This window comes from Streptomyces sp. DSM 41931, from assembly GCF_050271085.1.
In the GTDB taxonomy this organism is placed as follows: domain Bacteria; phylum Actinomycetota; class Actinomycetes; order Streptomycetales; family Streptomycetaceae; genus Streptomyces; species Streptomyces albogriseolus.
Genome location: NZ_CP189902.1, coordinates 4,768,481 through 4,792,394, shown reverse-complemented (window position 1 = coordinate 4,792,394; position 23,914 = coordinate 4,768,481). Strand labels below are relative to the sequence as shown.

Annotated in this window: 27 protein-coding genes; 14 read left to right on the top strand and 13 right to left on the bottom strand. The window is 71.8% G+C overall.

Annotation, left to right across the window (positions count from 1 at the left end; all coding sequences use genetic code 11):
- Positions 1–32: 32 nt before the first annotated feature.
- The 4 genes from ACP7TJ_RS22365 to ACP7TJ_RS22350 all read right to left on the bottom strand — a co-directional run bounded on the left by ACP7TJ_RS22365 (position 33) and on the right by ACP7TJ_RS22350 (position 3,279).
- On the bottom strand, positions 33–593 hold the full coding sequence (locus ACP7TJ_RS22365) for a Clp protease N-terminal domain-containing protein (RefSeq protein ID WP_427764866.1): 561 nt from the start codon (positions 591–593) through the stop codon (positions 33–35).
- Positions 593–802 carry an HTH domain-containing protein gene (locus ACP7TJ_RS22360; protein WP_028959309.1) on the bottom strand — a complete coding sequence of 70 codons (210 nt, stop codon included), beginning with the start codon at positions 800–802 and terminating at the stop codon, positions 593–595. Before ACP7TJ_RS22360 ends, ACP7TJ_RS22365 begins: the two co-directional genes overlap by 1 nt.
- Positions 803–915: 113 nt before the next feature.
- Positions 916–1,881, bottom strand: a complete 966-nt coding sequence (locus tag ACP7TJ_RS22355) for a zinc-binding dehydrogenase (RefSeq protein WP_093766995.1) — start codon at positions 1,879–1,881, stop codon at positions 916–918.
- A 162-nt stretch (positions 1,882–2,043) separates the two neighbouring features.
- Entirely contained in the window at positions 2,044–3,279 is a 1,236-nt protein-coding gene (locus tag ACP7TJ_RS22350) for an NAD(P)-dependent malic enzyme (RefSeq protein ID WP_093766994.1), read from the bottom strand.
- Between the two features lie 581 nt (positions 3,280–3,860).
- Here ACP7TJ_RS22350 and ACP7TJ_RS22345 point away from each other — a divergent pair.
- The 3 genes from ACP7TJ_RS22345 to ACP7TJ_RS22335 are packed head-to-tail and all read left to right on the top strand — an operon-like array spanning position 3,861 to position 6,596.
- Positions 3,861–4,835: an ABC transporter substrate-binding protein gene (locus ACP7TJ_RS22345; RefSeq protein ID WP_228917213.1), complete on the top strand. Its 975-nt coding sequence runs from the start codon at positions 3,861–3,863 to the stop codon at positions 4,833–4,835.
- 31 nt (positions 4,836–4,866) lie between these two features.
- A complete protein-coding gene (locus tag ACP7TJ_RS22340) occupies positions 4,867–5,838 on the top strand; it encodes an amino acid ABC transporter permease (protein ID WP_189912068.1) in 972 nt (323 codons plus the stop codon).
- Positions 5,835–6,596 carry an amino acid ABC transporter ATP-binding protein gene (locus ACP7TJ_RS22335; protein WP_323136803.1) on the top strand — a complete coding sequence of 254 codons (762 nt, stop codon included), beginning with the start codon at positions 5,835–5,837 and terminating at the stop codon, positions 6,594–6,596. Before ACP7TJ_RS22340 ends, ACP7TJ_RS22335 begins: the two co-directional genes overlap by 4 nt.
- Before the next feature lie 71 nt (positions 6,597–6,667).
- Here ACP7TJ_RS22335 and ACP7TJ_RS22330 read toward each other — a convergent pair whose 3' ends face one another.
- Positions 6,668–7,438 carry a class I SAM-dependent methyltransferase gene (locus tag ACP7TJ_RS22330; protein WP_093766991.1) on the bottom strand — a complete coding sequence of 257 codons (771 nt, stop codon included), beginning with the start codon at positions 7,436–7,438 and terminating at the stop codon, positions 6,668–6,670.
- Positions 7,439–7,538: 100 nt separating this feature from the next.
- On the opposite strand from ACP7TJ_RS22330, the gene ACP7TJ_RS22325 reads away from it, so the two are divergent.
- Positions 7,539–8,189 carry a CGNR zinc finger domain-containing protein gene (locus tag ACP7TJ_RS22325; RefSeq protein WP_167744605.1) on the top strand — a complete coding sequence of 217 codons (651 nt, stop codon included), beginning with the start codon at positions 7,539–7,541 and terminating at the stop codon, positions 8,187–8,189.
- Here ACP7TJ_RS22325 and sodX read toward each other — a convergent pair.
- A complete protein-coding gene (gene sodX / locus ACP7TJ_RS22320) occupies positions 8,072–8,506 on the bottom strand; it encodes a nickel-type superoxide dismutase maturation protease (RefSeq protein WP_167744604.1) in 435 nt (144 codons plus the stop codon). The two genes, ACP7TJ_RS22325 and sodX, sit on opposite strands and share 118 nt — an antisense overlap.
- Positions 8,507–8,652: 146 nt before the next feature.
- On the opposite strand from sodX, the gene sodN reads away from it, so the two are divergent.
- The 3 genes from sodN (at position 8,653) to ACP7TJ_RS22305 (ending at position 10,098) form a co-directional block, all read left to right on the top strand.
- The gene (gene sodN / locus ACP7TJ_RS22315; protein WP_006136256.1) at positions 8,653–9,048 is read left to right on the top strand and encodes a superoxide dismutase, Ni; all 396 of its coding nucleotides are present in this window, start codon (positions 8,653–8,655) and stop codon (positions 9,046–9,048) included.
- 145 nt (positions 9,049–9,193) lie between these two features.
- Positions 9,194–9,616, top strand: a complete 423-nt coding sequence (locus tag ACP7TJ_RS22310; protein WP_167744603.1) for a helix-turn-helix domain-containing protein — start codon at positions 9,194–9,196, stop codon at positions 9,614–9,616.
- Between the two features lie 44 nt (positions 9,617–9,660).
- Positions 9,661–10,098: a VOC family protein gene (locus ACP7TJ_RS22305; RefSeq protein ID WP_093766988.1), complete on the top strand. Its 438-nt coding sequence runs from the start codon at positions 9,661–9,663 to the stop codon at positions 10,096–10,098.
- A gap of 39 nt (positions 10,099–10,137) precedes the next feature.
- On the opposite strand, the gene ACP7TJ_RS22300 is transcribed toward ACP7TJ_RS22305, so the two are convergent.
- The 5 genes from ACP7TJ_RS22300 to ACP7TJ_RS22280 form a co-directional block, all read right to left on the bottom strand.
- The gene (locus ACP7TJ_RS22300; RefSeq protein ID WP_367494687.1) at positions 10,138–10,581 is read right to left on the bottom strand and encodes a hypothetical protein; all 444 of its coding nucleotides are present in this window, start codon (positions 10,579–10,581) and stop codon (positions 10,138–10,140) included.
- A gap of 3 nt (positions 10,582–10,584) precedes the next feature.
- Complete coding sequence (gene ctaD / locus ACP7TJ_RS22295; RefSeq protein ID WP_427764854.1) at positions 10,585–12,285, bottom strand: cytochrome c oxidase subunit I; 1,701 nt, start codon at positions 12,283–12,285, stop codon at positions 10,585–10,587.
- A gap of 176 nt (positions 12,286–12,461) precedes the next feature.
- Positions 12,462–13,085, bottom strand: coding sequence for a GNAT family N-acetyltransferase (locus tag ACP7TJ_RS22290; protein WP_266548880.1), 624 nt, complete (start codon positions 13,083–13,085; stop codon positions 12,462–12,464).
- Between the two features lie 197 nt (positions 13,086–13,282).
- Positions 13,283–14,404 (bottom strand): family 2 encapsulin nanocompartment cargo protein polyprenyl transferase, encoded by a 1,122-nt coding sequence (locus ACP7TJ_RS22285; RefSeq protein WP_266548878.1) that lies wholly within the window; start codon positions 14,402–14,404, stop codon positions 13,283–13,285.
- A 133-nt stretch (positions 14,405–14,537) separates the two neighbouring features.
- Complete coding sequence (locus ACP7TJ_RS22280; protein WP_093766983.1) at positions 14,538–15,944, bottom strand: family 2B encapsulin nanocompartment shell protein; 1,407 nt, start codon at positions 15,942–15,944, stop codon at positions 14,538–14,540.
- A 300-nt stretch (positions 15,945–16,244) separates the two neighbouring features.
- Here ACP7TJ_RS22280 and ACP7TJ_RS22275 point away from each other — a divergent pair, with 300 nt between their 5' ends.
- Both ACP7TJ_RS22275 and ACP7TJ_RS22270 read left to right on the top strand, forming a co-directional pair.
- A complete protein-coding gene (locus ACP7TJ_RS22275; RefSeq protein ID WP_093766982.1) occupies positions 16,245–16,826 on the top strand; it encodes an N-acetylmuramoyl-L-alanine amidase in 582 nt (193 codons plus the stop codon).
- A 137-nt stretch (positions 16,827–16,963) separates the two neighbouring features.
- Positions 16,964–17,881: a 1-aminocyclopropane-1-carboxylate deaminase/D-cysteine desulfhydrase gene (locus ACP7TJ_RS22270; RefSeq protein ID WP_403161706.1), complete on the top strand. Its 918-nt coding sequence runs from the start codon at positions 16,964–16,966 to the stop codon at positions 17,879–17,881.
- Between the two features lie 22 nt (positions 17,882–17,903).
- Here the strand turns inward: ACP7TJ_RS22270 and ACP7TJ_RS22265 are convergent, their stop codons facing one another.
- Positions 17,904–19,496: a Na+/H+ antiporter gene (locus tag ACP7TJ_RS22265; RefSeq protein ID WP_367547469.1), complete on the bottom strand. Its 1,593-nt coding sequence runs from the start codon at positions 19,494–19,496 to the stop codon at positions 17,904–17,906.
- Positions 19,497–19,556: 60 nt separating this feature from the next.
- On the opposite strand from ACP7TJ_RS22265, the gene ACP7TJ_RS22260 reads away from it, so the two are divergent.
- The 3 genes from ACP7TJ_RS22260 to ACP7TJ_RS22250 all read left to right on the top strand — a co-directional run bounded on the left by ACP7TJ_RS22260 (position 19,557) and on the right by ACP7TJ_RS22250 (position 21,619).
- Positions 19,557–19,817 (top strand): UBP-type zinc finger domain-containing protein, encoded by a 261-nt coding sequence (locus ACP7TJ_RS22260; RefSeq protein ID WP_427764848.1) that lies wholly within the window; start codon positions 19,557–19,559, stop codon positions 19,815–19,817.
- Between the two features lie 258 nt (positions 19,818–20,075).
- Positions 20,076–20,489, top strand: a complete 414-nt coding sequence (locus ACP7TJ_RS22255; RefSeq protein WP_004925829.1) for an anti-sigma regulatory factor — start codon at positions 20,076–20,078, stop codon at positions 20,487–20,489.
- Positions 20,490–20,506: 17 nt separating this feature from the next.
- Positions 20,507–21,619, top strand: a complete 1,113-nt coding sequence (locus ACP7TJ_RS22250; protein ID WP_246532186.1) for an RNA polymerase sigma factor SigF — start codon at positions 20,507–20,509, stop codon at positions 21,617–21,619.
- A gap of 16 nt (positions 21,620–21,635) precedes the next feature.
- On the opposite strand, the gene ACP7TJ_RS22245 is transcribed toward ACP7TJ_RS22250, so the two are convergent.
- Positions 21,636–22,088 carry a hypothetical protein gene (locus ACP7TJ_RS22245; protein WP_266400647.1) on the bottom strand — a complete coding sequence of 151 codons (453 nt, stop codon included), beginning with the start codon at positions 22,086–22,088 and terminating at the stop codon, positions 21,636–21,638.
- 117 nt (positions 22,089–22,205) lie between these two features.
- Between ACP7TJ_RS22245 and ACP7TJ_RS22240 the strand changes: the two genes are divergently transcribed.
- Complete coding sequence (locus ACP7TJ_RS22240; protein ID WP_093766977.1) at positions 22,206–23,174, top strand: diacylglycerol/lipid kinase family protein; 969 nt, start codon at positions 22,206–22,208, stop codon at positions 23,172–23,174.
- Positions 23,175–23,490: 316 nt separating this feature from the next.
- Positions 23,491–23,748: a WhiB family transcriptional regulator gene (locus tag ACP7TJ_RS22235; RefSeq protein ID WP_003992873.1), complete on the top strand. Its 258-nt coding sequence runs from the start codon at positions 23,491–23,493 to the stop codon at positions 23,746–23,748.
- Positions 23,749–23,914: the final 166 nt, after the last annotated feature.

Here is a 23,914-nt window from a genome sequence, read left to right as displayed (position 1 = left end):
GAGCCCTGACGGCGGAGCCCCCCGAGGGCCCGTCAGCCCGCCTTGGCCGTGCCGTCGCCGTACAGCACGCGGGTGACCGACGCGTGGGTCACCCCGAGGTCGGCGAGGACCTCGGCGGGCACGCCGGGGCGGGCGGTGAGGGCGAGCAGCAGATGCTCGTCGCCGATGTGGCGGTGGCCGCGGGCGGTGGCGGTGCGCAGCGCGCAGGTCAGGACCTCCTTGGCCGCCCGGTCGAAGGGCCGGTGTCCCCGCCACCGGCTGCGGGACGGCTCCGCGGACAGGGCGCCGGGGCCGTGCGTCTCCTCCACCCGGGCGACGATCTCCGGGACGTCGATGCCCAGTCCGGCGAGGGCGTCGGTCTCGGCCTGGGTGAGTCCGCCCCGCCGCCGCGCCTGCTCCAGGGCCTCCCGTACGGGCTCGCGGCGTTCGTCGAGTCCGAGGGCGGTGAGGGCGAAGGAGGCGCGGCTGCCCTCCCGGTCGAGCAGGGCGAGGAGCAGGTGCTCCGCGCCGACGCGGGCCGCTCCTGTCCGTTCGGTGTGGGCGACGGCCTCCTTGACCACGTCCCGGGCGTCCTTGGTGAACCGCTCGAACATCAATGCCTCCCGTACTTCTTGTGCACGGCCTGCCTGCTGACCCCGAGTTCGGTGGCGATCTCCTGCCACGACCAGCCGTGGTTGCGCGCGTTGCGCACCTGTACGGCCTCCAGCTGCTCGAGCAGCTTGCGCAGCGCGGCGACGGCCCGCAGGCCGACCCGCGGGTCGCGGTCGCCCGCCCGCTCGGCGAGATCCGTTGCCTCAGTCATGACGTCAACTTACGTTGACACACCCGCCTCTGTCAACCTTGATTGACATGACGGCGGCCGGCCCGGAACACCGGACCGGCCGCAGAAGTGCCGCAGAAGCGAGGGGAACCCCGTCAGGGGTTGGTGAGCACGATCTTCCCGAACAGCTCGCCGGACGCCATCCGTTCGAAGCCCTCACGGGCCCGGTCCAGGGGCAGCACCTCGTCGATGACGGGCCGCACCCCGGTCGCGGCGCAGAAGGACAGCAGGTCCTCCAGCTCGTCCTTGGTGCCCATCGTGGACCCCACGATCCTCAGCTCCAGGAAGAAGACCCGGGTCAGCTCGGCGTGCGAGGGCCGGTCGCCGCTGGTGGCGCCGGAGATCACCAGCGTGCCGCCGGGGCGCAGCGACTTCACCGAGTGGGACCAGGTGGCCGCCCCCACGGTCTCGATCACCGCGTCGACCCGCTGCGGCAGCCGCGCGCCGGGCTCGACGGCCTCCACGGCGCCCAGCTCCAGCGCCCGCTTGCGCTTGGCCTCGTCCCGGCTGGTGGCGAAGACCCGCAGCCCCGCCGCCTTGCCGAGCACGATCGCGGCGGTCGCGACTCCTCCGCCGGCGCCCTGCACCAGCACCGAGTCACCCGGCCGCACACCGGCGTTGGTGAACAGCATCCGGTAGGCGGTCAGCCAGGCCGTGGGCAGGCAGGCCGCCTCCTCGAAGGACAGCTCCTTGGGCTTGGGCAGGACGTTCCAGGTGGGCACGGAGACCTGCTCGGCGAAGGTGCCCTGGTAGCGCTCGGTCAGGATGGAGCGGGGCTCCTTGGGCCCCACGCCGTGACCGGTCTGGCCGATCACCGAGTGCAGGACGACCTCGTTGCCGTCCTCGTCGATCCCGGCTGCGTCGCAGCCGAGGATCATCGGCAGCTTGTCCTCCGCGAGGCCGACGCCGCGCAGGGACCAGAGGTCGTGGTGGTTGAGGGAGGCGGCCTTGACCGTGACGGTGCTCCAGCCCGGCCGGGACCCGGGAGCGGGTCGCTCTCCCGACTCCAGTCCCGTGAGCGGCTGGTCGCGATCGATTCGGGCGGCGTAGACAGCGAACATGACCTTGACGATAGGTTCCGCGCCCCGCCGAAGGAACCGTGCCCGCCTGTGACACACGCCCTCTTGCGCCGGACCGGTCCGCTCCCGGACTCCCCGGGCGGCCCCCCCCCGACGTGCGTGAGCCCCGTCCACGGCCTGGACGGGGCCCTCACACGGGTGCGCTCAGCGCCGGGCGACGCCCTCCGCCCGGGCGGCCGCGGCCACGGCCGCCGTCACCGCGGGGGCGACCCGCTCGTCGAACGGGGACGGGATGACGTAGTCCGCGGCGAGGTCGTCGCCGACGACGGAGGCCAGCGCCTCGGCCGCGGCGAGCTTCATGCCCTCGGTGATCCGGGAGGCCCGCACCTGGAGCGCGCCGGCGAAGATGCCGGGGAACGCCAGGACGTTGTTGATCTGGTTCGGGTAGTCGGACCGGCCGGTGGCCACGACGGCCGCGTACTTGTGCGCGACCTCGGGGTGCACCTCCGGGGTCGGGTTGGCCATGGCGAAGACGAACGCGCCCTCCGCCATCGACGCCACCGCGGGCTCGGACACCGTGCCGCCGGAGACGCCGATGAAGACGTCGGCGCCCGCCAGCGCGGACTCCAGCGTGCCGGAGATCCCGGCCTTGTTGGTGAACGACGCCAGCTCCGCCTTGATCGGCGTGAGGTCCTCGCGGTCCCGGGAGACCACGCCCTTGCGGTCGGCCACCGCGACGTCCCCGATGCCGGCCTCGACCAGCATCTTGGCGATCGCGACACCCGCCGCGCCCGCACCGGAGATCACCGCCCGCAGCTCGCCCAGCGGACGCCCGCTGAGCCGCGCCGCGTTCCGCAGCGCCGCCAGCGTCACGACCGCCGTGCCGTGCTGGTCGTCGTGGAAGACCGGGATGTCCAGACGCTCCTGGAGCCGCCGCTCGATCTCGAAGCACCGCGGCGCCGAGATGTCCTCGAGGTTCACCCCGCCGAAGGAGGGGGCGAGCCGGACCACGGTCTCGATGATCTCGTCGACGTCGGTGCAGTTCAGCGCGAGGGGGACCGCGTCCACCCCGCCGAACTGCTTGAAGAGGATGGCCTTGCCCTCCATCACCGGGAGGGAGGCCTCGGGCCCGATGTCACCGAGCCCCAGCACGGCCGTGCCGTCGGTGACGACGGCGACGACCGAGGACTTCCACGTGTAGTCGTGGACCAGCTCCGGCTGCTCGGCGATCGCGCTGCACACCTTCGCGACGCCGGGCGTGTACGCCAGGGACAGGTCGTCCTTGTCACGGATCGGCACGGTGGCCTGCACGGCCATCTTGCCGCCGCGGTGCAGCGCGAACGCCGGGTCGAAGGACTCCAGGGGCTCTGCCCCGCCGCCCTGCTCGGAAGCGTCCCGGTTCTCGCTGTCGCTGCGAGGATTGACAATCTCCGCTGCCACTTGGTTTTACCCCTTAAGTGTTCATTGTTTGAGGGTTGCCACTCCTGGTGAGGAGTGGGCGGGACCGCGCCAGGCCCGGAGGGGTTGTGACATACGGGCCGAACGCGACGGGCGCGCCGCACACGCGCCCTGAGCCCCGGATGAGGGGTGTAAAGAACCTTCTTACCGGACGGACGCGGTCGGCGACGAGTCCATAACGCGAAGGTCACATGCCGACGCCATGAAGCTTCGTCCGATATCAGGACAAGACCTGGACGAAGTCCCAGCAAGCCCGCAAGTACCCCGCCGGCTCGGCGGGTCGCCCGCACAACAGGCGTATCGGCGAAGATCTTGCGGCCGGAATGAAGGATTCCCGAAGAGTCTGCGGCCGCGTTGTACCCAAGTGGCCGGGTTCGAGAACCCGCCGTTATCCGATTTTGACATCGCAAGCCCCCTGAACGGTCCAATCCGAATGGCAAGATGCGGTAATCACACGAGGTCGCGGCACTCGAAGGTGTGTGCCCCCGCCGACCTCGCGGCGATGCCGACAGGCAGTCGCCGGCCCCATCGGCAACTCCACCCATCCGCCGGAGGAACCCACCATGACCGCAAGCACCACCCGTCGTACCACCGCCGCGCGCTCACGGATTGCAGCGGTCGGCGCGATCGCGGTCGCAGGCGCACTGCTTCTCACCGGCTGCGGTGACCAGACCGAGAGCGGCGGCGGCTCGGACAAGGGCTCGGGCTCCGGCTCGGACAAGTCCAACTCCGCCCCGCTCTTCGACAAGCTGCCCAAGAAGATCCAGGACGCCGGCGTCCTGAAGGCGGGCACCAACGCCGAGTACGCCCCGATGGAGTTCCAGGAGGGCGGCAAGATCGTCGGTGTCGACCCCGACATCGCCGCCGCGCTGGGCGAGAAGCTGGGTGTCGAGGTCGAGTTCACCTCCGGCAGCTTCGACGGCCTGATCACCGCGCTGAACTCGGGCCGCTACGACATCGCGATGTCGTCCATCACGGACAACAAGCAGCGTCAGGAAGGCCTGGACGACAAGGGCAAGAAGCTCGGCCCCGGCGTCGACTTCGTCGACTACTTCGTGGCCGGCACCGCCGTGTACGTCCAGAAGGGCAACCCGAAGGGGATCAACTCCATCGAGGACCTCTGCGGCAAGCCGGCGGCCGTGCAGCGCGGCACCACCTACGAGAAGGCGCTGCAGGACCAGTCCAAGAAGTGCACGGACGCCGGCCAGAAGGCCATCAAGATCCAGTCGTTCGAGAACGACACCGAGGCGCAGACCCGTGTGAAGTCCGGCGGCGCGGTGGCCGGTGTGAACGACTACCCGGTCGCGGTCGACCTGGTCCGCAAGGCCGACAACGGCAACGCCTTCGAGATCGTCGGCGAGCAGGTGGACGCCGGTCCGTTCGGCATCGCGGTCAACAAGGACAACAAGCAGCTCACGGAGGCCCTGGAGGCCGCCGTCAACGCCATCATCGAGGACGGCACCTACAAGAAGATCCTCGCGAAGTGGGGCGCCGAGACCGGCGCCATCGACAAGGCCGTGATCAACGGCGGCAAGTGACGGTCCCGGGCACGACTGAAGGGCAGTCACAGTGACCGACAAATTCGACAAGGGGACGGACGGCGCCCGACCGGCGGCCGCCGTCTCCAAGGACGACGGGCCCGCCCCCGTGGCGCCCGCGGTGATCAAGGCCATCCCGGTCCGTCACTACGGCCGCTGGGTCAGCGCCGTCGTCGTGCTGGGCCTGGTGGGCCTGCTGATCAACGCCTTCGCCACCGCTGAGAAGATCCAGTGGCAGACCGTCGGCGACTACGTCTTCGACAGCACCGTGCTGGCCGGCGCCGGCCGCACCCTGCTGATCAGCGTCCTGGCCATGGTCATGGGCGTGGTCCTCGGCGTGGTCCTCGCCGTGATGCGGCTGTCGAAGAACCCGGTGACCAGCTGGGTCGCCTGGGTGTACATCTGGTTCTTCCGCGGCACCCCGGTCTATGTGCAGCTGCTGCTGTGGTTCAACCTGGCGCTGATCTTCCCGGTGCTGAACCTCGGTCCGTTCTACAAGGACGAGATGGTCGACGTCATGACGCCGTTCATGGCGGCCCTCCTGGGGCTCGGCCTGAACGAGGCGGCGTACATGGCGGAGATCTGCCGTGCCGGCCTGCAGTCCGTAGACGACGGCCAGACCGAGGCGGCGCACGCGCTCGGCATGAGCCACGGCAAGACGCTGCGGCGCATCGTGATCCCGCAGGCGATGCGGGTGATCGTGCCGCCGACCGGCAACGAGTTCATCAACATGCTGAAAACCTCGTCGCTGGTGTACGCGGTGACCTACAACGAACTGCTGCGCGCCACCTCGACGATCGGCTCCACGTCGTACGCCGTGATGGAGATGCTGTTCGTGGCGTGCATCTGGTACCTGGTGATCACCAGCGTGTTCAGCGTCGGCCAGTACTACCTGGAGCGCCGTTTCGCGCGCGGCTCGTCCCGGAACCTGCCCGCGACCCCGTGGCAGAAAGTCAAGGTCAACCTGATGGCCTTCAGCCGCGAGAGGAGCAGCACGGTATGACGGCCATGGTGAAGGCCGAGGGCGTCCACAAGTCCTTCGGCGGTGTGCAGGTCCTCAAGGGCATCGACCTGGAGGTGAAGACCGGTGAGGTGTTCTGCCTGATCGGCCCCTCGGGCTCGGGCAAGTCGACCTTCCTGCGGTGCATCAACCACCTGGAGAAGATCAACGCCGGCCGGCTCTACGTCGACGGCGAGCTGGTGGGCTACCGCCAGAAGGGCGACAAGCTCTACGAGCTGAAGGACAGCGAGGTCGCCCAGCAGCGCCGGGACATCGGCATGGTCTTCCAGCGCTTCAACCTGTTCCCGCACATGACGGCCGTCGAGAACATCATGGAGGCGCCGGTCCAGGTCAAGGGCGTCAACCGGTCCGCCGCCCGGCAGCGGGCGCTGGAGCTGCTGGACCGGGTGGGCCTGGCCGACAAGGCCGGGAACTACCCCTCCCAGCTCTCCGGCGGCCAGCAGCAGCGGGTGGCGATCGCCCGGGCGCTCGCCATGGACCCGAAGCTGATGCTGTTCGACGAGCCGACCTCGGCGCTCGACCCGGAGCTGGTCGGTGACGTCCTCGACGTCATGCGCGACCTGGCCGAGTCGGGCATGACGATGATCGTCGTCACCCACGAGATGGGCTTCGCCCGCGAGGTGGGCGACAGCCTGGTGTTCATGGACGGCGGTGTGGTGGTCGAGTCCGGCCACCCGCGCGAGGTGCTGACCGACCCGCAGCACGAGCGCACCAAGTCGTTCCTGTCCAAGGTCCTCTGACCTCGGCGCCCGCACGGCGAAGGGGCGGTACGGAGTCCTCCGTACCGCCCCTTCCGTCTGCCCCGTGCCTGCTACTTCAGGGCCAGCAGCAGGGTGTCCGACGGCGAGCACCACACCGGGCGGGCCTCGGCGAAGCCGGCCTCGCGGAGCGTGCGCGCGTGCCAGGCCGGGGAGGGGGTGTCGCCCTCGGCGTGCTCGCCGTAGATCTCGAAGCGGCGGGCGGTGGGCCCGGCGAGGACGGGGTCCTTCGCGGCGAGCTGCCACCACTCGGCCCAGTCGAGGGCGCCCTGCTCCTTGGCCCGGTCCATGCGGGCGTGGCGCTGGGCGCGCTCGGCCGCGTTGATCCGGGGCGTGGTCTCGTCGGTCATGTGGTCGGCGTTCATGAAGACGCCGCCGTCGCGGACCAGGCCGGCGAGGTGCCCGTAGAGGTCCGCGAGGGGTTCCCGGTGCAGCCAGTGCAGGGCCGTCGCGGTGAGCACGGCGTCGTAGGAGTCGTGCGGGAGCTGCGTGGCCCAGCCGGGGTCCTTGAGGTCGGCGGTGACGAAGGTGACCCGCTCGTCGCCGGCGAACGTGCCCTCGGCGATGGCGAGCAGCGCCGGGTCCAGGTCGACGCCGGTGCTGGTGGCGTCCGGGAGGCGGGCGAGGAGCCGGGCGGTGATGCTGCCGGTGCCGCAGGCCAGGTCCAGGACGCGCGGGGCGGTGCCGACGAGCGCTTCGACCATGTCGAGCATGACCCGGAAGCGTTCCTCCCGGTCAGGCATGTACCACTCCTGCTGGCGGTCCCAGCTCTCCTGCCAGGCCTGCCAGTCGGCGCCGGCCGTGGTGGTGTGCGAGTCCGTCATGGGCCCCTCCCTCGCGGTGCACTCCGTAATACCCTGGATGCACGATCGTCTGTTACCCGACCGCACGCACGACCATAGAGCCCCTGCGTAAGGACTACAAGTGGAACTGGCCTATTACTCGGACTACGCCGTCCGTCTCGTGAACACCGAGGAGCCGGTCCGGGGCACGGACGCGCTCACCTCGGTCGAGGCCGTGCGCGACCTGTTCGGCGGCAACCGGTCGGCCGCCCGGCGGGCCACCGAGGCGGACGTGACGCGGTTCCGCTCGGTCCGGGCCAGGCTCCGGTCGGTCTTCGAGGCGGCGAACGGCGGCGACGAGACCCTCGCCGTCGACCTGCTGAACTCCCTGCTGCTGGAGTTCCCGGTGAGCCCGCAGATCTCCGGCCACGACTTCCGCGACGACGACGGCCGCCCGCTGTGGCACATGCACCTGGCCGACCATCCGTCCAACGCGACCGCCGGTTACGCCGCGATCGCCGCGATGGGCCTGGCCTTCCACCTCACCGAGTACGGCGTCGACCGCCTCGGGCTCTGCGAGGCGGCGCCCTGCCGCAACGCCTACCTGGACACCTCGACCAACCGCTCCCGGCGCTACTGCTCGGACCGCTGCGCCACCCGTGCGAACGTGGCCGCCTACCGGGCCCGCAAACGCCTGGAGGCGGACCGGTCGGAGAGCACCGGGCGGGCCGACGTCAGCAGCCAGCCCAGCAGCGCCGGCGGCGACCGCCGGGCCGTGGAGCGCGGCCGGTAGCGGAACCGGACCCGGCCCAGCACCAGCTCGTCGGGGACGACGCCGTAGTCGGTGCTGTCGCCGCCCGCGTACGCGTTGTCCCCGAGCACCCACCAGCCGCCGTCGCGCCGCTCGGCCGCCCGCTTGACGACCAGCAGGTCCTGCTGGAACGGATGGCGCAGCACGATCACGTCGCCGCGTTTCACCCGCGCCCCGTAGTGGACCAGGAGCCGGTCCCCGTGGTGCAGCGTGGGCACCATCGAGGGCCCGGTCACCTCGGCCACCCCGAAGGGCAGCGGCGCCCTCACCCGCTCGGCGTCCTGCGACAGCTCCGGCATCTCCCGGCACCTCCCCGGTTCTTCCTCCACCAGTCTCAGTCTGACCCCGGACTTTTGTCCTAAGCCCACGGGGGCACTCGCGAAAACCGGTCCGTCACGGAGTAATGTCCCCTGTGAGAAGACGATCACGAGGAAGGAAACGCTTCATGCTTTCCCGCCTGTTTGCCCCCAGGGTCAAGGTCAGCGCCCACTGCGACCTGCCCTGCGGTGTGTACGACCCGGCCCAGGCCCGCATCGAGGCGGAGTCGGTCAAGGCCGTCCAGGAGAAGATGGCCGGCAACGACGACCCGCACTTCCAGGCCCGCGCCACGGTCATCAAGGAGCAGCGCGCCGAGCTGGCGAAGCACCACGTCTCCGTGCTGTGGAGCGACTACTTCAAGCCGCCGCACTTCGAGAAGTACCCGGAGCTGCACCAGCTGGTCAACGACACCCTGAAGGCCCTCTCGGCCGCCAAGGCGTCGACCGACCCGGCCACCGGCCAGAAGGCGCTGGACTACATCGCCCAGATCGACAAGATCTTCTGGGAGACCAAGAAGGCCTGACCCGGCCTCGCCGCTCCTTACGGCCGGCGGTCGGTGCACCATCGCGGGTCTGGGGCTTTTTCCCGAGGGGGCCCGTCGCTTCACGCGGCGGGTCCCCTTCGGTGTTTCCCGGCGTCGCCCGCAGGGCCCGTGGGATGCTGGGCGCATGGAGCTGGAGGACCTGGTCCGGCTGCGGCGGGCCCGGGACCGGATGGACCGGGAGTACGCCGAGCCCCTCGACATCGCGGAGCTGGCGCGGACCGCGCTGATGTCGCCCGGCCACTTCCAGCGCAGCTTCCGGGCGGCGTACGGGCAGACGCCGTACGCGTATCTGATGACGCGGCGGATCGAGCGCGCGAAGGCGCTGCTGCGCAAGGGCGACCTTTCGGTGACCGAGGTGTGTCTCGCGGTCGGCTGCACCTCCCTCGGATCGTTCAGCTCGCGCTTCACCGAGCTGGTCGGGGAGACGCCGAGCGCCTATCGCGCCCGCTCGCACGAGGAGAGCGCGGTCATCCCGCCGTGCGTCGTGCGGACGTACACCCGGCCGGTCCGGGTCCGGCGGCGGGTCGATCCGAGCGGGAACCTCTGACGTGAGCGGCACGGCCTAGCGTGGACGGCATGAACAGGAACGGTATGGACAGGGCGACGGACGTGCGGCTCGCCCAGTGCTTCATCGCGGTCGACGACCACGACAAGGCGCTGGCGTTCTACTGCGACGTACTGGGCTTCGAGGTGCGCAACGACGTGGGGTTCGAGGGGATGCGCTGGGTGACCGTCGGCTCCCCCGAGCAGGACGTGGAGATCGTCCTGGAGCCGCCGGCCGCGAGCCCGGACGCCTCCCCCGCCGACAAGCAGGCGATGGCCGAGCTGCTCGCCAAGGGCATGCTGCGCGGGGTCAACTTCACCACCACCGACTGCGACGCCCTCTTCGAGCGGGTGCGGGCCGCGGGCGCCGACGTGCTCCAGGAGCCGGTGGACCAGCCGTACGGGATGCGGGACTGCGCGTTCCGCGACCCGGCGGGGAACATGGTGCGCTTCCTGGAGCGCCCCGCAGACCGCACCGCGGACTGAGCGCCCGCCGGGCACCCGCCCGTTCCGCGCCGCACGGGATCAACGCGCCAGGGTCACGCCCGCAGCCGGAACCAGGACCGCCGCCGCCACCGCGACCGGAAGGGCGACGGCCAGGGCGGCGACCGCCCCGCGCCGGAATGAGCCCGGCGGCAGCGGGCCGCCGGGGGCCAGGCCGGCCCAGAGCCGGGCGGTCTCCCGGCGCTCACCGGCGCGCCGCAGCGCGGCCCGGACCCGCAGGACGGCGACGGCGGTGCCGCCTGCCGCCGTCACCGCGCACGGCGCCCACCACGACGCCGTGACCAGCAGGGTCAGACCGACGGCCGCGACGGTGCCCCAGCCGGTCAGGCAGGCGAACGCCGCGGTCCGGCGGGAGGGCGGCCGGTCGGCCGCCCCGGCCCGCAGGTCGGCCAGGGCCGGCAGGTACCAGACGCAGCCGGCGCCGGTGACCAGCGCGCACCCGAGGGCGAGGACGGGCTGCGCCATGGCTCATCGCCTCGCTTCCAGGGCGGCGACCTCGGGGTGGTGCAGGTCGAACGCCGGGGACTCGCTGCGGATCTTCGGCAGGGAGACGAAGTTGTGGCGCGGGGGCGGGCAGGAGGTGGCCCACTCCAGCGAGCGGCTGTAGCCCCAGGGGTCGTCCACGCCGACCGGCTTGCCGTACTTGGCGGTCTTCCAGACGTTGTAGAAGAACGGCAGGATCGACAGGCCGAGCAGGAACGAGCCGATGGAGGACAGGGTGTTGAGGGCGGTGAAGCCGTCCGCCGCCAGGTAGTCGGCGTACCGGCGGGGCATGCCCTCCACGCCCAGCCAGTGCTGGACCAGGAAGGTCATGTGGAAGCCGATCGTGAGCGTCCAGAAGGTGATCTTCCCGAGCCGTTCGTCGAGCATCTTGCCGGTGAACTTCGGCCACCAGAAGTGGAATCCGGCGAACATCGCGTACACCACCGTGCCGAACACGGTGTAGTGGAAGTGCGCGACGACGAAGTACGTGTCCGAGACGTGGAAGTCCAGCGGCGGCGAGGCGAGCAGAACTCCCGTCAGACCGCCGAAGAGGAACGTCACCAGGAAGCCCAGCGTCCACAGCATCGGCGTCTCGAAGGAGAGGCTGCCCTTCCACATGGTGCCGATCCAGTTGAAGAACTTTACGCCCGTCGGCACCGCGATCAGCATCGTCATGAACGAGAAGAACGGCAGCAGCACACCGCCCGTGACGTACATGTGGTGCGCCCACACGGTCACGGAGAGACCGCCGATGGCGATGGTCGCGCCGATCAGCCCCATGTACCCGAACATCGGCTTGCGGGAGAAGACCGGGATCACCTCGGAGACGATGCCGAAGAACGGCAGCGCCAGGATGTACACCTCGGGATGGCCGAAGAACCAGAACAGGTGCTGCCACAGCAGCGCCCCGCCGTTGGCAGGGTCGAAGATGTGGCTGCCGAACTTCCGGTCGCACTCCAGCGCGAACAGGGCCGCCGCAAGGACCGGGAAGACGATCAGCACGAGCAGCGCCGTGAGCAGCACGTTCCAGGTGAAGATCGGCATGCGGAACATCGTCATGCCGGGCGCGCGCATGCAGATGATGGTCGTGATGAAGTTGACCGCGCCGAGGATCGAGCCGAAGCCCGAGAGGGCGACGCCCATGATCCAGAAGTCGGCGCCGATGCCCGGCGAGTAGACCTCGTTCGACAGCGGCGCGTACAGGAACCAGCCGAAGTCGGCGGCCCCGCCCGGGGTGAGGAAGCCGGCCGCCGCGATCGTGGAGCCGAACAGGAACAGCCAGAACGCCAGCATGTTCAGCCGCGGGAACGCCACGTCGGGGGCGCCGATCTGCAGCGGCATGATCCAGTTGGCGAAGCCGGTGAACAGCGGCATGGCGAACATCAGCAGCATGATCGAACCGTGCATCGTGAACGCCTGGTTGAACTGCTCGTTCGACATGATCTGCAGGCCGGGCCGGGCGAGCTCGGCGCGCATCATCAGCGCCATCACCCCGCCGACGACGAAGAAGACGAACGCGCTGACCAGGTACAGCGTGCCGATCTTCTTGTGGTCGGTGGTCGTCAGCCAGTCCACCCAGGCGGCCCGGCGCGCCGGGGCCGGCCGCGCGGGCGCGGCCGTCTCCGGCGCCGGCCGGGGCCGCTCGTCCACGGCGGCTTCCAGCTGCTGCGTGTGTATCTCGTCCACCGGACGTCTTCCTCCCCATGTGTGGTGCGCGCCCATGATCGGCGGGGGGAGGACGGCTCCGCATGGGTCGAAAGGTCCCCGCGCGGGTCCCGGGGCGGGGGCCGAAGGTCCCGTTCGCGGTGTCAGAACCGAGGGCGGGGAGCGGGACGTCCGTGCGCGGGGTCAGGGGCCGCGGGTCAGTCCTGCGCGCGGGCCGCGCGGGGTTCGCGCCACATCGGGTACATGAGGGGGCCGTCGGGGAGACGCAGGGGCTCGCCGACGGGCGCGAAGCCGAGCCGACGGTACAGGCGGACGCTGCGCTCGCTGCTCGCCTCCAGGTACGCGGCGCGGTCCTGGCGGTCGCAGCGGTCGAGGACGGAGCCGATCAGCGCGGTGCCGAGCCCCTCGCCCTGCCGGCCGGGGGCCACGCCGATCATCCACAGGTACTCGTGGGCGCGGCCCTGCGGGTGGACGCCCGCGGTGAGCCGGCCGATCATCTCCACCCGCTCGTTGTCCGGGTCGACGGCCCGGCGCAGCTCGGCGAACTCGTCCTCGCCCCCGGCCGCTCCGCCGTGGCCGGTGTCCTCCGCCGGGACGGACATCCACAGGGCGCACGCCGAGCCGTCCTCGACGAGGTCGACGCGCCCGTCGGCGAGGGTGGCGTCGGTGAACGCGGCCATGAGCCGGTGGTGCGTCGCACGCCGGTACTTCACGCCGGGGAAGACCCAGCTGCTGACCGGATCGTCCTGGAACGCCTCGTCCAGCAGCCGGACCACCAGCTCCCGGTCGTCCCCGCCGGCCGTCCGGATCGCCACGCCCATGTCCGCCCCTTAGCCTCAACCATCGCTGTCCGTACGGGGGTTGAGACTAGCCGGGGCGGGCGTGGGAACAGGGGGCGGGCCCCGCACACCGTGGGGAAGTGCGGGACCCGCCGGTCCGGGACCACGGAGCCGTACGGGTCAGGGTCCGCACGGCGGGACGTGGCCCCGGGGTCGGGGGGACGGCCTGCGCCGTCCCGTCAGGTGCTGCGCCGGGTCACGAACTCGGCGAGGGCCAGCAGCCCTCCCGCCGCCTCCGGGTCCGGCACCGCACGGGCCACCTCCTGCATCGCGCGGGCCATCCGGTCCGCCGCCTGGGTCTGCGCCCAGTCACGGCCGCCGGCCCGCTCCACGAGCCGGGTGAGCTCCTCGACGTCCTCCTTCCGGTGCGGGGCGGTGTACGCGGCGGCGAGCTCCGCGGCCTCCGGGGTGCCGGAGGTGAGCGCGGCGACGACCGGCAGCGACTTCTTGCGGGCGGCGAGGTCCGCACCGGCCGGCTTGCCGGTGCGGCGGGGATCGCCCCAGGTGCCGATCACGTCGTCGATCAGCTGGAACGCCAGCCCGGCCTCCCGGCCGAAGGCGTCCATCGCCGCCACCTCCGCGTCCCCGGCGTCCGCGTACAGCGCGCCCAGGGCGCAGGCGCAGCCGAGCAGGGCCCCGGTCTTCGCCTCCGCCATGGCGAGGGTCTCCTCCAGGGTGACCTCGTCGGGGGCGCGCCGCTCCATGGCCGTGTCCGTGTGCTGCCCGGCGCACAGTTCGACCACGCACTGGGCGAGCCGGGCGGCCGCTGCCGGGGCGGCCGGGTGGCGGTCCTCGGCGAGCAGCCGCAGGGCGAGCGCCTGGAGGGCGTCCCCCACGAGGATCGCGTCGGCGTCCCCGAACACCGTCCACACCGTGGGGCGGTGGCGGCGGGTGGTGTCCCGGTCCATCACGTCGTCGTGGACGAGCGTGAAGTTGTGGACCAGTTCGACCGCGGCCGCCGCCCGCAGGGCCGCCGTCCGGGCGGCGGAGCCGCCGAGCGCGGAGGCCGCCGCGAGCACCAGGGCGGGGCGGAGCGCTTTCCCCGAGCCTCCGCCGGCCGGGGTGCCGTCCGCGTTCTGCCAGCCGAAGTGGTAGAGCGCGACGCGGCGCATCGGGGCGGGCAGGGATCCGAGGGCGGTGCGCAGCACCGGGTCGACGGCGGCCCGGGTCCGCTCCAGCAGGGCGGCCGCCTCGTGCCCGTCCCCGGCGTGCCGGTCCGGCCGGGGCGCGCTGTCGGGAGCGGTGCGTGCTGTGCGCTGCTCCGGGCGGCCCCTCGTGGGCCGGGCCATGGACTCCGTCATCGACTTCCCCCTGGGACCGACTCGGTGGAGGCACGGAGGGACGGCGCTTCCGCACCCGTCGAGCGCGTTCCCCCCAGATGTACCCGCCCGGGCGGGCGGGGACACGGCGCGCGCGGCGGGAGCCGGAGGACGGTCACCGCCAGCGGCCGATCTCGACGTTCTCCAGGACGCCCAGCGCGTCCGGGACCAGCACCGCTGCCGAGTAGTAGGCCGTGACGAGGTACTTGATGATGGCCTGTTCGTTGATGCCCATGAACCGCACGGACAGGCTCGGCTCGATCTCGTCGGGGATGCCGGCCGCGCGGAGACCGATGACGCCCTGCTCCTCCTCGCCGGTGCGCAGCGCGATGACGGACGTGGTGCGGGCCTCGGTCACCGGGATCTTGTTGCACGGGTAGATCGGCACGCCCCGCCAGGTGGGGATGCGGTTGCCGCCCACGTCGACGGTCTCCGGCACGAGTCCCCGCTTGTTGAGCTCGCGGCCGAACGCGGCGATGGCGCGCGGGTGGGCGAGCAGCAGCCGGGTGCCGCGGCGCCTGCTGAGCAGTTCGTCCATGTCGTCGGGGCCGGGTACCCCGTCGTGCGGCTGGATCCGCTGGTCGTACTCGCAGTTGTGCAGCAGGCCGAAGTCGCGGTTGTTGATCAGCTCGTGCTCCTGGCGCTCCTTCAGCGCCTCGACGGTCAGCCGGATCTGCTGCTCCGTCTGGTTCATCGGCTGGTTGTAGAGGTCGGCCACGCGCGTGTGGATGCGCAGCACGGTCTGGGCGACGCTGAGTTCGTACTCGCGGGGCCGGGCCTCGTAGTCGACGAACGTGTGCGGGATGTCGGGCTCGCCGCTGTGGCCGGCCGCGAGGTCGATCTCCTTCTCGCCGTACCGGTTGGTGCGCTGCCGCGGGACGTCGGCCCGCCGGCGCAGGTGCTCGCGCAGGGTCTCGGACCGCTCGGCGACCTGGTCGACCGCGTCGCGGGGCAGCACCAGGACCGTGCACGCGGTGAGGGTGCGGGCCGTGTACTCCCAGATGGCGTCGTCGTCCTGGAGGGCCTGTTCGCCGAAGTAGGCGCCGTCGGCGAGCACCCCGAGGGACTCGTCCTCGCCGTAGGGGCCGGTGCCGACGCGCTCCACCCTGCCGTGGGCCAGCAGGTACACCTCGTCGGCCGGGCTGCCGAAGGAGGCGACGACCTGGCCCGCCTCGATCTCCCGCTGCCGGCACCGGGAGGCCAGCTCGGCGAGCACCTCCTCGTCCTCGTAGTCGCGCAGCACCGGCAGTTCGCCCAGCTCGGCGGGGATGACCTCCACCCGGTCGCCCGTCTTCACGAAGGTCAGCCGGCCGTCGCCCACGGCGTAGGTGAGCCGCCGGTTGACCCGGTACGTGCCGCCCTGCACGTCGACCCAGGGCAGCATCCGCAGCAGCCAGCGGGAGCTGATCTCCTGCATCTGCGGCACGGACTTGGTCGTGGTGGCCAGGTTCCGCGCCGCCGCTGTGCCGAGGCTCTGCTGCTGCCCGGTCTGCTCCGTGCGGACCTCTTCGCCTACCGACATAGAGAAATGCCCTCCCCAATAGATCCACGCCCGGCCGTGCCGGGCGTCGCGGTGCGTGATCAAGCGTTCCTCACGCACCGTGTCCGCGCCATTACCCGATCGAGCGGGGTTGGATCTTGGGGAAGCGGGGCAGAGCGGCCGGCCGTCGGCGGCGGCCGGGCGGAAGGAGATTGTCCGGATCGGCTCGCACAGCAGCCGAACGAGTACTTGAAAGGCCTACTTCCGGCTATAGCCCCTGTACCAGACGGCCGCGCCCGGCGGCCGTCGTCCGGTACGAAGGAGGGCGGCATGGCCCCACCCATGTCCGCGAGCGCGTTCCTGCGCGCTCTCAAGGCGGAGGGTCTCACCGTCGTCGAGGTCGGCGACTGGCGCGACCACAACCGCAACCACAAGGGCCCGTGGGGGCCGGTGCACGGGGTGATGATCCATCACACCGTGACCAAGGGCAGCGCCGCGACGGTGGACATCTGCCGCAGGGGCTACTCGGGTCTGCCGGGCCCGCTGTGCCACGGCGTGATCACCAAGGACGGCCGGGTTCACCTCGTCGGCTACGGCCGCGCCAACCACGCGGGGCTCGGCGACGACGACGTGCTGCGGGCGGTGATCGCCGAGAAGAAGACGTTCCCGCCGGACAACGAGGCGAACACCGACGGCAACCGGCACTTCTACGGCTTCGAGTGCGAGAACCTCGGCGACGGGAAGGACCCGTGGCCGGCGGCGCAGCTGGAGGCCGTCGAGAAGGCCGCGGCGGCGGTCTGCCGCCATCACGGCTGGAACGAGCAGTCGGTGATCGGCCACCTGGAGTGGCAGCCGGGCAAGGTGGACCCGCGGGGGTTCACCATGGCGTCGATGCGCAAGCGGATCCGCGACCGGCTGAAGTGACCCGGACGACGTGACCGTCCGAAGCGACCCGGCGCCGGGGCGCTCGTCACCGGTGTTCCGCCCTCCTGACACCCCCCACGCGGAACACCGGCGCCCGGCACGCGACCGCGCCCCCCTGACGGGCGACAATGGCCCGCGTGACCAGCTCCGACGCCCTCGGTCCCGACGCCCTGGCCGGCCTGCGCCCGCGGCTCCCCTCGCCGCTGGAGGAGGCCGTCGACGCGCGGTTCGAGCGGCACGGGGTACGGCTGCTGCTGAAGCGGGACGACCTCGTCCATCCCGAGCTGGTCGGCAACAAGTGGCGCAAGCTCGCCCCGAACCTGGCGGCGGCCGGCGGGCGGACGGTGGTCACGTTCGGCGGGGCGTACTCCAACCATCTGCGGGCCACGGCCGCCGCCGGCCGGCTGCTCGGTCTGCGCACGGTGGGCGTGGTGCGCGGCGAGGAGCTGGCGGACCGGCCGCTCAACCCGTCGCTGGCGCGCTGCGCGGCCGACGGCATGCGGCTGCACTTCGTGGCGCGGTCGGTGTACCGCCGCAAGACCGATCCGGAGACCCTCGCGGCCGTGCTGCGCGCGGCGGACGCGGAGGACGCGTACGTCGTGCCCGAGGGCGGCAGCAACGCCGCCGCGGTGCGCGGGTGCGTGGAGCTCGGCCGGGAGCTGGCGGGCGCCGCGGACGCGGCCGCGGTGGCCTGCGGCACCGGCGGCACGCTCGCGGGACTGGCCGCCGGGCTCGCCGGGAGCGCGCGCACTCTCGGCATACCGGTGCTCAAGGGCGGCTTCCTCACGGCGGACATACGGGCCCTGCAGACGGAGGCGTTCGGCGGGCCGCGGGGGGAGTGGAGCCTGGACGAGCGGTTCCACCACGGCGGCTACGCGCGCGTGCCGGCGGACCTGGAGGCGTTCGCCGCGGACTTCGAACAGCGTCACGGCGTCCCCGTGGAACGTATCTATGTCGCCAAGTTGCTTCATGCCCTTGTCACCCTGGCCGGGCAGGGCGCCTTCCCGCGCGGGAGCACGGTCGCCGCGGTGATCACCGGGCGGCCGTCCCCCTGAGCCCGCGCGCCCGCGCGGGGGCCTACTCCGCCTCCCGGTAGGCCGCGGCCTCCTCCAGGTCCAGCCGGCGCAGCAGCGTCCGCAGCATCTCGTCATCGATGTAGCGCCCGTCGCGCAGCTTCACGAACACCTCGCGCTCGGCGCCGATCATCTCCCGGGACAGCCGCCGGTAGGTGTCGTCCACCGACTCGCCGGTCACGGGGTTGACCTGCCCGAGCCGCTCCCAGACGGCGTTGCGGCGCCGCTCCAGGACGCCGCGCAGCCGGTCGGCCAGCGGCGCGGGAAGGGCGTTGCGCTCGTCGGCCAGCAGTTCGTCGAGGCGCTCCTCGGCGACCCGGGACGCCTGCGCCTGCGCGTTGGCCTCGGCGAGGGTCTCGGCCTGCCGGTCGCGCCCGGGCAGCTGCAGCATCCGGATCAGCGGGGGCAGGGTCAGGCCCTGCACGACGAGGGTGCCGATGACGGTGGTGAAGGTCAGGAAGAGCAGCAGATACCGGTGCGGGAAGTCCTCGCCCTCCGCGGTGACCGGGATCGAGAAGGCGATGGCGAGCGACACCACCCCGCGCATCCCCGCCCACGAGATCACGAACGGCCCCTTCCAGCCGGGCCTCCGCTCCCGCGCCCTCACCCGGGCCGAGACCAGCCACGGCAGCCAGACGGCCGGGTACACCCAGAGGAACCGCACGACGACGACCACCGCGAAGACGATCAGGGCGTACCAGGCGGCAGCAGTCCCCTCGTGCCCGCCGAGCCCGCGCATGACGACGGGGAGCTGGAGTCCGATGAGGGCGAAGACGGCCGACTCCAGGACGAACGCGACCATGCCCCACACCGCGCTCTCCTGGAGCCGGGTGGCGAAGTCGACCTCCCACGCGCGGTGCCCGAGGTAGAGCGCGACCACCACGACGGCGATCACCCCGGAGGCGTGCACCTGCTCGGCCACGCCGTACGCGACGAACGGGATGAGCAGCGAGAGCGTGTTCTGCAGCAGCGTCTCGCGGACGTGGGTGCGCAGCCAGTGCAGCGGCGCCATCAGCACCAGGCCGACCGCCACGCCCCCGACGGCGGCCAGCAGGAACTCGCCCACGCCCCCGGCCCAGCTCACGCCCTCGCCGACGGACGCGGCCACGGCGACCCGGAAGGCGGTGATCGCGGTGGCGTCGTTGAACAGCGACTCGCCCTGGAGGATCGTCGTGATCCGCGAGGGCAGGCCGACCCTGCGGGCCACCGCCGTCGCCGCGACGGCGTCCGGGGGCGCCACCACCGCGCCGAAGACCAGCGCCGCGGTCAGCGGCAGCCCGGGCACCAGCAGGTACAGCACCCAGCCGACGGCGAGCGTCGCGAACAGCACGTACCCGACGGACAGCAGGGCCACCGGCCGCAGCTGCGCCCGCAGGTCCAGGTAGGAGCTGTCCACGGCCGCCGTGTAGAGGAGCGGCGGGAGGATCAGCGGCAGCACGACGTGCGGGTCGAGGGCGTAGCCGGGCACGCCGGGGACGTAGGAGACCACCAGTCCCGCCGCGACCAGCACCAGCGGCGGCGGCACCGGCGTCCGCCGGGCGGCGGCGGCCACCGTGGCGCTGCCCGCGACCAGCAGCAGCAGAGGTATCACGTCCATGTCGGGCCCACCCTCGTTTTTCCGCGCGGCCGTCCGCACGACCGACGTAATCTGGCAATCATGGAACAGTGCACGCACGTCGAGGCGTTGCCGCACCCGGAACCGGTCCCGCTCGGTGAGACGTGTCCGGAGTGTCTGCGGGAGGGGACCGATCCGGTGCAGCTGCGCCTCTGTCTCACCTGCGGCCACGTCGGCTGCTGCGACTCCTCGCCGCACCGGCACGCGACGCGGCACCACAGGGAGACCGGCCATCCCGTGATGCGGACCCACGAGCCGGGCGAGGACTGGCGCTGGTGCTTCGTCGACCACGTGCTGGTGTGACGTGGCGGGACCACGGTGCCGGACGGTTCGGCGGTCCGGCGCCTGGGTACGTCAATGCGGCGCGCGCTCTTCCCATTTGGCCGTCGCAGACCCCTAGCCACGGAGCGTGTTCGCAGTTTTACTATGAGTGACAGCAACGGGTCGGGGTCCCGGCGACAGGACGGCCGGGAGCGCGATAGCGTCACCGCTGAACCACGTAGCGCGTTGCCCGGGGGCGAACACAGGCCCTGAAACGCTTGTACCACCTTGGAGGTGAGGGTGTCCCAGATCGCAGGCGAGCCCGCGACCCAGGACTTCGTGGAAGTCCGGCTGCCGGCCGCGGGGGCCTACCTGTCGGTGCTGCGTACGGCCACGGCCGGCCTCGCGGCCCGTTTGGACTTCACCCTCGACGAGATCGAGGACCTGCGCATCGCGGTCGACGAGGCCTGCGCGATCCTGCTGCAGCAGGCCGTGCCGGGCTCGGTGCTCAGTTGCGTCTTCCGGCTCGTCGACGACTCGCTCGAGGTCACCGTCTCGGCGCCCACCACGGACGGCCACGCCCCCTCGCGGGACACCTTCGCCTGGACCGTGCTGTCCGCGCTCGCGGGCAAGGTCTCCTCGGCCGTGGACGAGGACAAGACCGTGTCGATCAGCCTCTACAAACAGCGCGGCGCGGGACCCGGGCCGGCGTGAGGAGCGAGGACGGGCCGGTGCGGGACGAAGAACGCGGCACACGGGAGCTTCCGGCCGAGCGCGCGCCGGACGGCATCGACGGCATCCCCGAGCAGGCCCGGCCGCATCCGGAGGACGACTCCGCGGGGGACGTCCGTCCGGGCGGCGGGCAGGCCGGCGGTGCCGTGCGGGACCCGTCCGCGGCCGGGCCGGCCGCTCCCGGCGGGGGTGCCCCCGCGCCGGCCGAGCCGGTGGCGGGGGACGAGGCGAGCGCTCGGGGAAGGGCGACGGGCGGGACGATGAGCGAGCACGAGCGAGAGGCCGAGGAGCAGGCGGCGCCTGCCTCCGGCGCACGGAGCACACCGGGTGTGCCGGGCACGCACGCGCACCACCACCCGCAGGACCGCAGCGGGGCGCGCGCCCTCTTCCTCGAACTGCGCACCCTGGAGGACGGCACCCCGGAGTACGCGGAGCTGCGCAACCGTCTGGTGCGGATGCATCTGCCGCTCGTCGAGCACCTGGCGCGCCGCTTCCGTAACCGCGGTGAGCCGCTGGACGACCTGACCCAGGTCGCCACCATCGGTCTGATCAAGTCCGTCGACCGCTTCGACCCGGACCGGGGGGTGGAGTTCTCCACGTACGCCACCCCGACGGTCGTCGGCGAGATCAAGCGGCACTTCCGCGACAAGGGCTGGGCGGTGCGGGTGCCGCGGCGGCTCCAGGAGCTGCGGCTGGCGCTCACCACGGCCACGGCGGAGCTGTCCCAGCTGCACGGCCGCTCCCCCACGGTGCACGAGCTCGCCGAGAAGCTGGCGATCTCGGAGGAGGAGGTCCTGGAGGGCCTGGAGTCGGCGAACGCCTACTCCACGCTGTCCCTTGACGTCCCCGACACCGACGACGAGTCCCCGGCGGTCGCCGACACCCTCGGCGCGGAGGACGAGGCGCTGGAGGGCGTGGAGTACCGGGAGTCGCTCAAGCCGCTGCTGGAGGACCTCCCGCCGCGCGAGAAGCGGATCCTGCTGCTGCGCTTCTTCGGCAACATGACCCAGTCGCAGATCGCGCAGGAGGTCGGCATCTCGCAGATGCACGTCTCCCGGCTGCTGGCCCGCACCCTGGCCCAGCTGCGGGAGAAGCTGCTCGTCGAGGAGTAGGCGGCGGCGCGGCGCGTCACTTCGCGGCGTCGCCCGCGTTCCCGGGTCCGCGGATACCGAGGGCCCGGGTGGTCTCGGCGTTGACCAGCAGCACCAGCGCGGTCACGGCGACGACGGCGAGCACGATGCCGGCGGGGACGGCCGCGCCGTCGGACGTCAGCATGTTGTAGGCCACCGGCAGCGCCATGATCTGCGTGATGACGGCGGGCCCGCGGCTCCAGCCGCGCCGGGCGAACAGGCCGCGGGCGGCCAGCAGCGGCAGCAGCGCCAGCGCGATCAGCGTGACCCCGCCGGTGACGGCCTGCTGCCGGTCGTCCGGCTCGCCCGCGACGCCGAGCACCAGCAGCCAGACGCCCCCCACGACCAGCGCGAGCCCCTCCAGCGCGGCGAGGGCCGCGGCGTACGTCAGGCGGCGCGGACGGGCGCCGGTGCCGGCGGGGCTGGTGACGGGGGTCTGCTCGCTGCTCACCCCTGCAGGGTAGCCGCCGCCGGGGAGCCGTCCCGTGGCGAGGTTCACGCCCCGCGCCGTCCACAGGGCGGGACCTCGGTCTGGGCCGGGTACCGCTCAGTAGGTACCCTGCACGTCATGCGTGCACTTCTCGTGGTCAACCCGGCGGCAACCACCACCAGTGCGCGCACGCGCGACGTGCTGATCCACGCACTCGCCAGCGAGATGAAACTCGACGCGGTGACCACCGAGTACCGGGGGCACGCCCGCGACCTGGGCCGGCAGGCGGCGGAGAGCGGCGAGGTCGACCTGGTGGTCGCCCTGGGCGGCGACGGCACGGTGAACGAGGTGGTCAACGGCCTGCTGCACGCGGGCCCCGACCCGGAGCGCCTGCCCGGTCTCGCCGTGGTCCCCGGCGGCTCCACCAACGTCTTCGCCCGCGCCCTCGGCCTGCCCAACCAGCCCGTGGAGGCGACCGGCGTGCTGCTGGACGCGCTGCGCGAGGGCCGGGAGCGGACGGTGGGCCTGGGGCTGACCTCGGGCACGCCGGGCACCGAGGACGAGGCGGTGCCCGCCCGCTGGTTCACCTTCAACGCGGGGCTGGGCTTCGACGCCGGTGTGGTCGGCCGGGTGGAGCAGCAGCGGGAGCGGGGCCGGAGGTCGACGCACGCCCTCTACATGCGCCAGGTGGTGCGTCAGCTGCTGGGCGACCCGCACCGCCGCCACGGGATGATCACGCTGGACCTCGTGGACGAGGAACCGGTCGAGGACCTGGTGCTGTCCATAGTCTCGAACACCTCGCCGTGGACGTTCCTCGGCAACCGCCCGATCTACGCCTCGCCCCAGGCGTCCTTCGACACGGGACTCGATCTCTTCGGTCTCACCCGGATGTCCACCCCCGCGGTTGCCCGGTATGGCACGCAGTTGCTCACTTCGTCCCCGGAGCGGGGCCCCCGCGGCAAGCACGCCGTGACGCGGCACGATCTGACACGCTTCACCTTGCATTCGAAGGTGCCACTGCCCCTTCAGATGGACGGTGACCACCTCGGGCTGCGCACCAGCGTGACGTTCACAGGCGTTCGCCGTGCACTGCGTGTGATTGTGTGAGCAGAAAGGGCGAAAGTCCTTTCAGTCGAACGTTTAGGCCAGGGTCCACCCCATGGAAGTACGGCTGTGACCTAGTCGACACCGAAGAATCAAAAAAAACTTTTCGGAAGGGGTTGTATCCGCCGCCGAGGTTTGCGAGTCTCTTCTTGGCGATCGGGACGGCCCGCAACACCGGCCTCCACAGATCACCGGAACCCCCCTTCAAACCAAGGACCACGCCAGGGAACCTGGCAGTCGGCCCTTCCCTTGTCGGGGGATTCGTGAAAGCGTTCACATTCACAAGCACCTGCAGTAATACCAAGGAGAGGTAGCAGCCATGGACTGGCGTCACAACGCCGTTTGCCGCGAGGAAGACCCCGAGCTCTTCTTCCCCATCGGCAACACCGGTCCCGCGCTGCTGCAGATCGAGGAAGCCAAGGCCGTCTGCCGCCGCTGCCCGGTGATCGAGCAGTGCCTGCAGTGGGCGCTCGAGTCCGGTCAGGACTCCGGCGTCTGGGGTGGTCTCAGCGAGGACGAGCGTCGCGCGATGAAGCGCCGCGCTGCCCGCAACCGGGCGCGTCAGGCCTCCGCCTGACGACCCCGCCCCAGCAAACAGCCTGAGCTTGGCGGCGCGTGTGCGCCCGTCCGGATGATTCCGTGGACGGCGCACACGCATCTCCCGCCCCGAGCCGCAGCGCGAAGTTCCCCCGGCGTCCGAGCCCATCGGGCAGGGGGAAGCGAAGGAACGAGCATCAGCCCCG

Bases quoted from the DNA above. Each gene is read 5' to 3' on its own strand.
- sodX (WP_167744604.1), bottom strand. From the start codon at position 8,506: ATGCCGGAGCTGTCGCAGGACGCCGAGCGGGTGAGGGCGCCGCTGCCC.
- ACP7TJ_RS22265 (WP_367547469.1), bottom strand. From the start codon at position 19,496: ATGGACGTGATACCTCTGCTGCTGCTGGTCGCGGGCAGCGCCACGGTG.
- ACP7TJ_RS22330 (WP_093766991.1), bottom strand. From the start codon at position 7,438: ATGACGGACTCGCACACCACCACGGCCGGCGCCGACTGGCAGGCCTGG.
- ACP7TJ_RS22365 (WP_427764866.1), bottom strand. From the start codon at position 593: ATGTTCGAGCGGTTCACCAAGGACGCCCGGGACGTGGTCAAGGAGGCC.
- ACP7TJ_RS22235 (WP_003992873.1), top strand. From the start codon at position 23,491: ATGGACTGGCGTCACAACGCCGTTTGCCGCGAGGAAGACCCCGAGCTC.
- ACP7TJ_RS22335 (WP_323136803.1), top strand. From the start codon at position 5,835: ATGACGGCCATGGTGAAGGCCGAGGGCGTCCACAAGTCCTTCGGCGGT.
- ACP7TJ_RS22280 (WP_093766983.1), bottom strand. From the start codon at position 15,944: ATGTCGGTAGGCGAAGAGGTCCGCACGGAGCAGACCGGGCAGCAGCAG.
- ACP7TJ_RS22260 (WP_427764848.1), top strand. From the start codon at position 19,557: ATGGAACAGTGCACGCACGTCGAGGCGTTGCCGCACCCGGAACCGGTC.
- ACP7TJ_RS22240 (WP_093766977.1), top strand. From the start codon at position 22,206: ATGCGTGCACTTCTCGTGGTCAACCCGGCGGCAACCACCACCAGTGCG.
- ACP7TJ_RS22360 (WP_028959309.1), bottom strand. From the start codon at position 802: ATGACTGAGGCAACGGATCTCGCCGAGCGGGCGGGCGACCGCGACCCG.
- ACP7TJ_RS22300 (WP_367494687.1), bottom strand. From the start codon at position 10,581: ATGGCGCAGCCCGTCCTCGCCCTCGGGTGCGCGCTGGTCACCGGCGCC.
- sodN (WP_006136256.1), top strand. From the start codon at position 8,653: ATGCTTTCCCGCCTGTTTGCCCCCAGGGTCAAGGTCAGCGCCCACTGC.
- ACP7TJ_RS22355 (WP_093766995.1), bottom strand. From the start codon at position 1,881: ATGTTCGCTGTCTACGCCGCCCGAATCGATCGCGACCAGCCGCTCACG.
- ACP7TJ_RS22305 (WP_093766988.1), top strand. From the start codon at position 9,661: ATGGACAGGGCGACGGACGTGCGGCTCGCCCAGTGCTTCATCGCGGTC.
- ACP7TJ_RS22310 (WP_167744603.1), top strand. From the start codon at position 9,194: ATGGAGCTGGAGGACCTGGTCCGGCTGCGGCGGGCCCGGGACCGGATG.
- ACP7TJ_RS22275 (WP_093766982.1), top strand. From the start codon at position 16,245: ATGTCCGCGAGCGCGTTCCTGCGCGCTCTCAAGGCGGAGGGTCTCACC.
- ACP7TJ_RS22285 (WP_266548878.1), bottom strand. From the start codon at position 14,404: ATGACGGAGTCCATGGCCCGGCCCACGAGGGGCCGCCCGGAGCAGCGC.
- ACP7TJ_RS22345 (WP_228917213.1), top strand. From the start codon at position 3,861: ATGACCGCAAGCACCACCCGTCGTACCACCGCCGCGCGCTCACGGATT.
- ACP7TJ_RS22290 (WP_266548880.1), bottom strand. From the start codon at position 13,085: ATGGGCGTGGCGATCCGGACGGCCGGCGGGGACGACCGGGAGCTGGTG.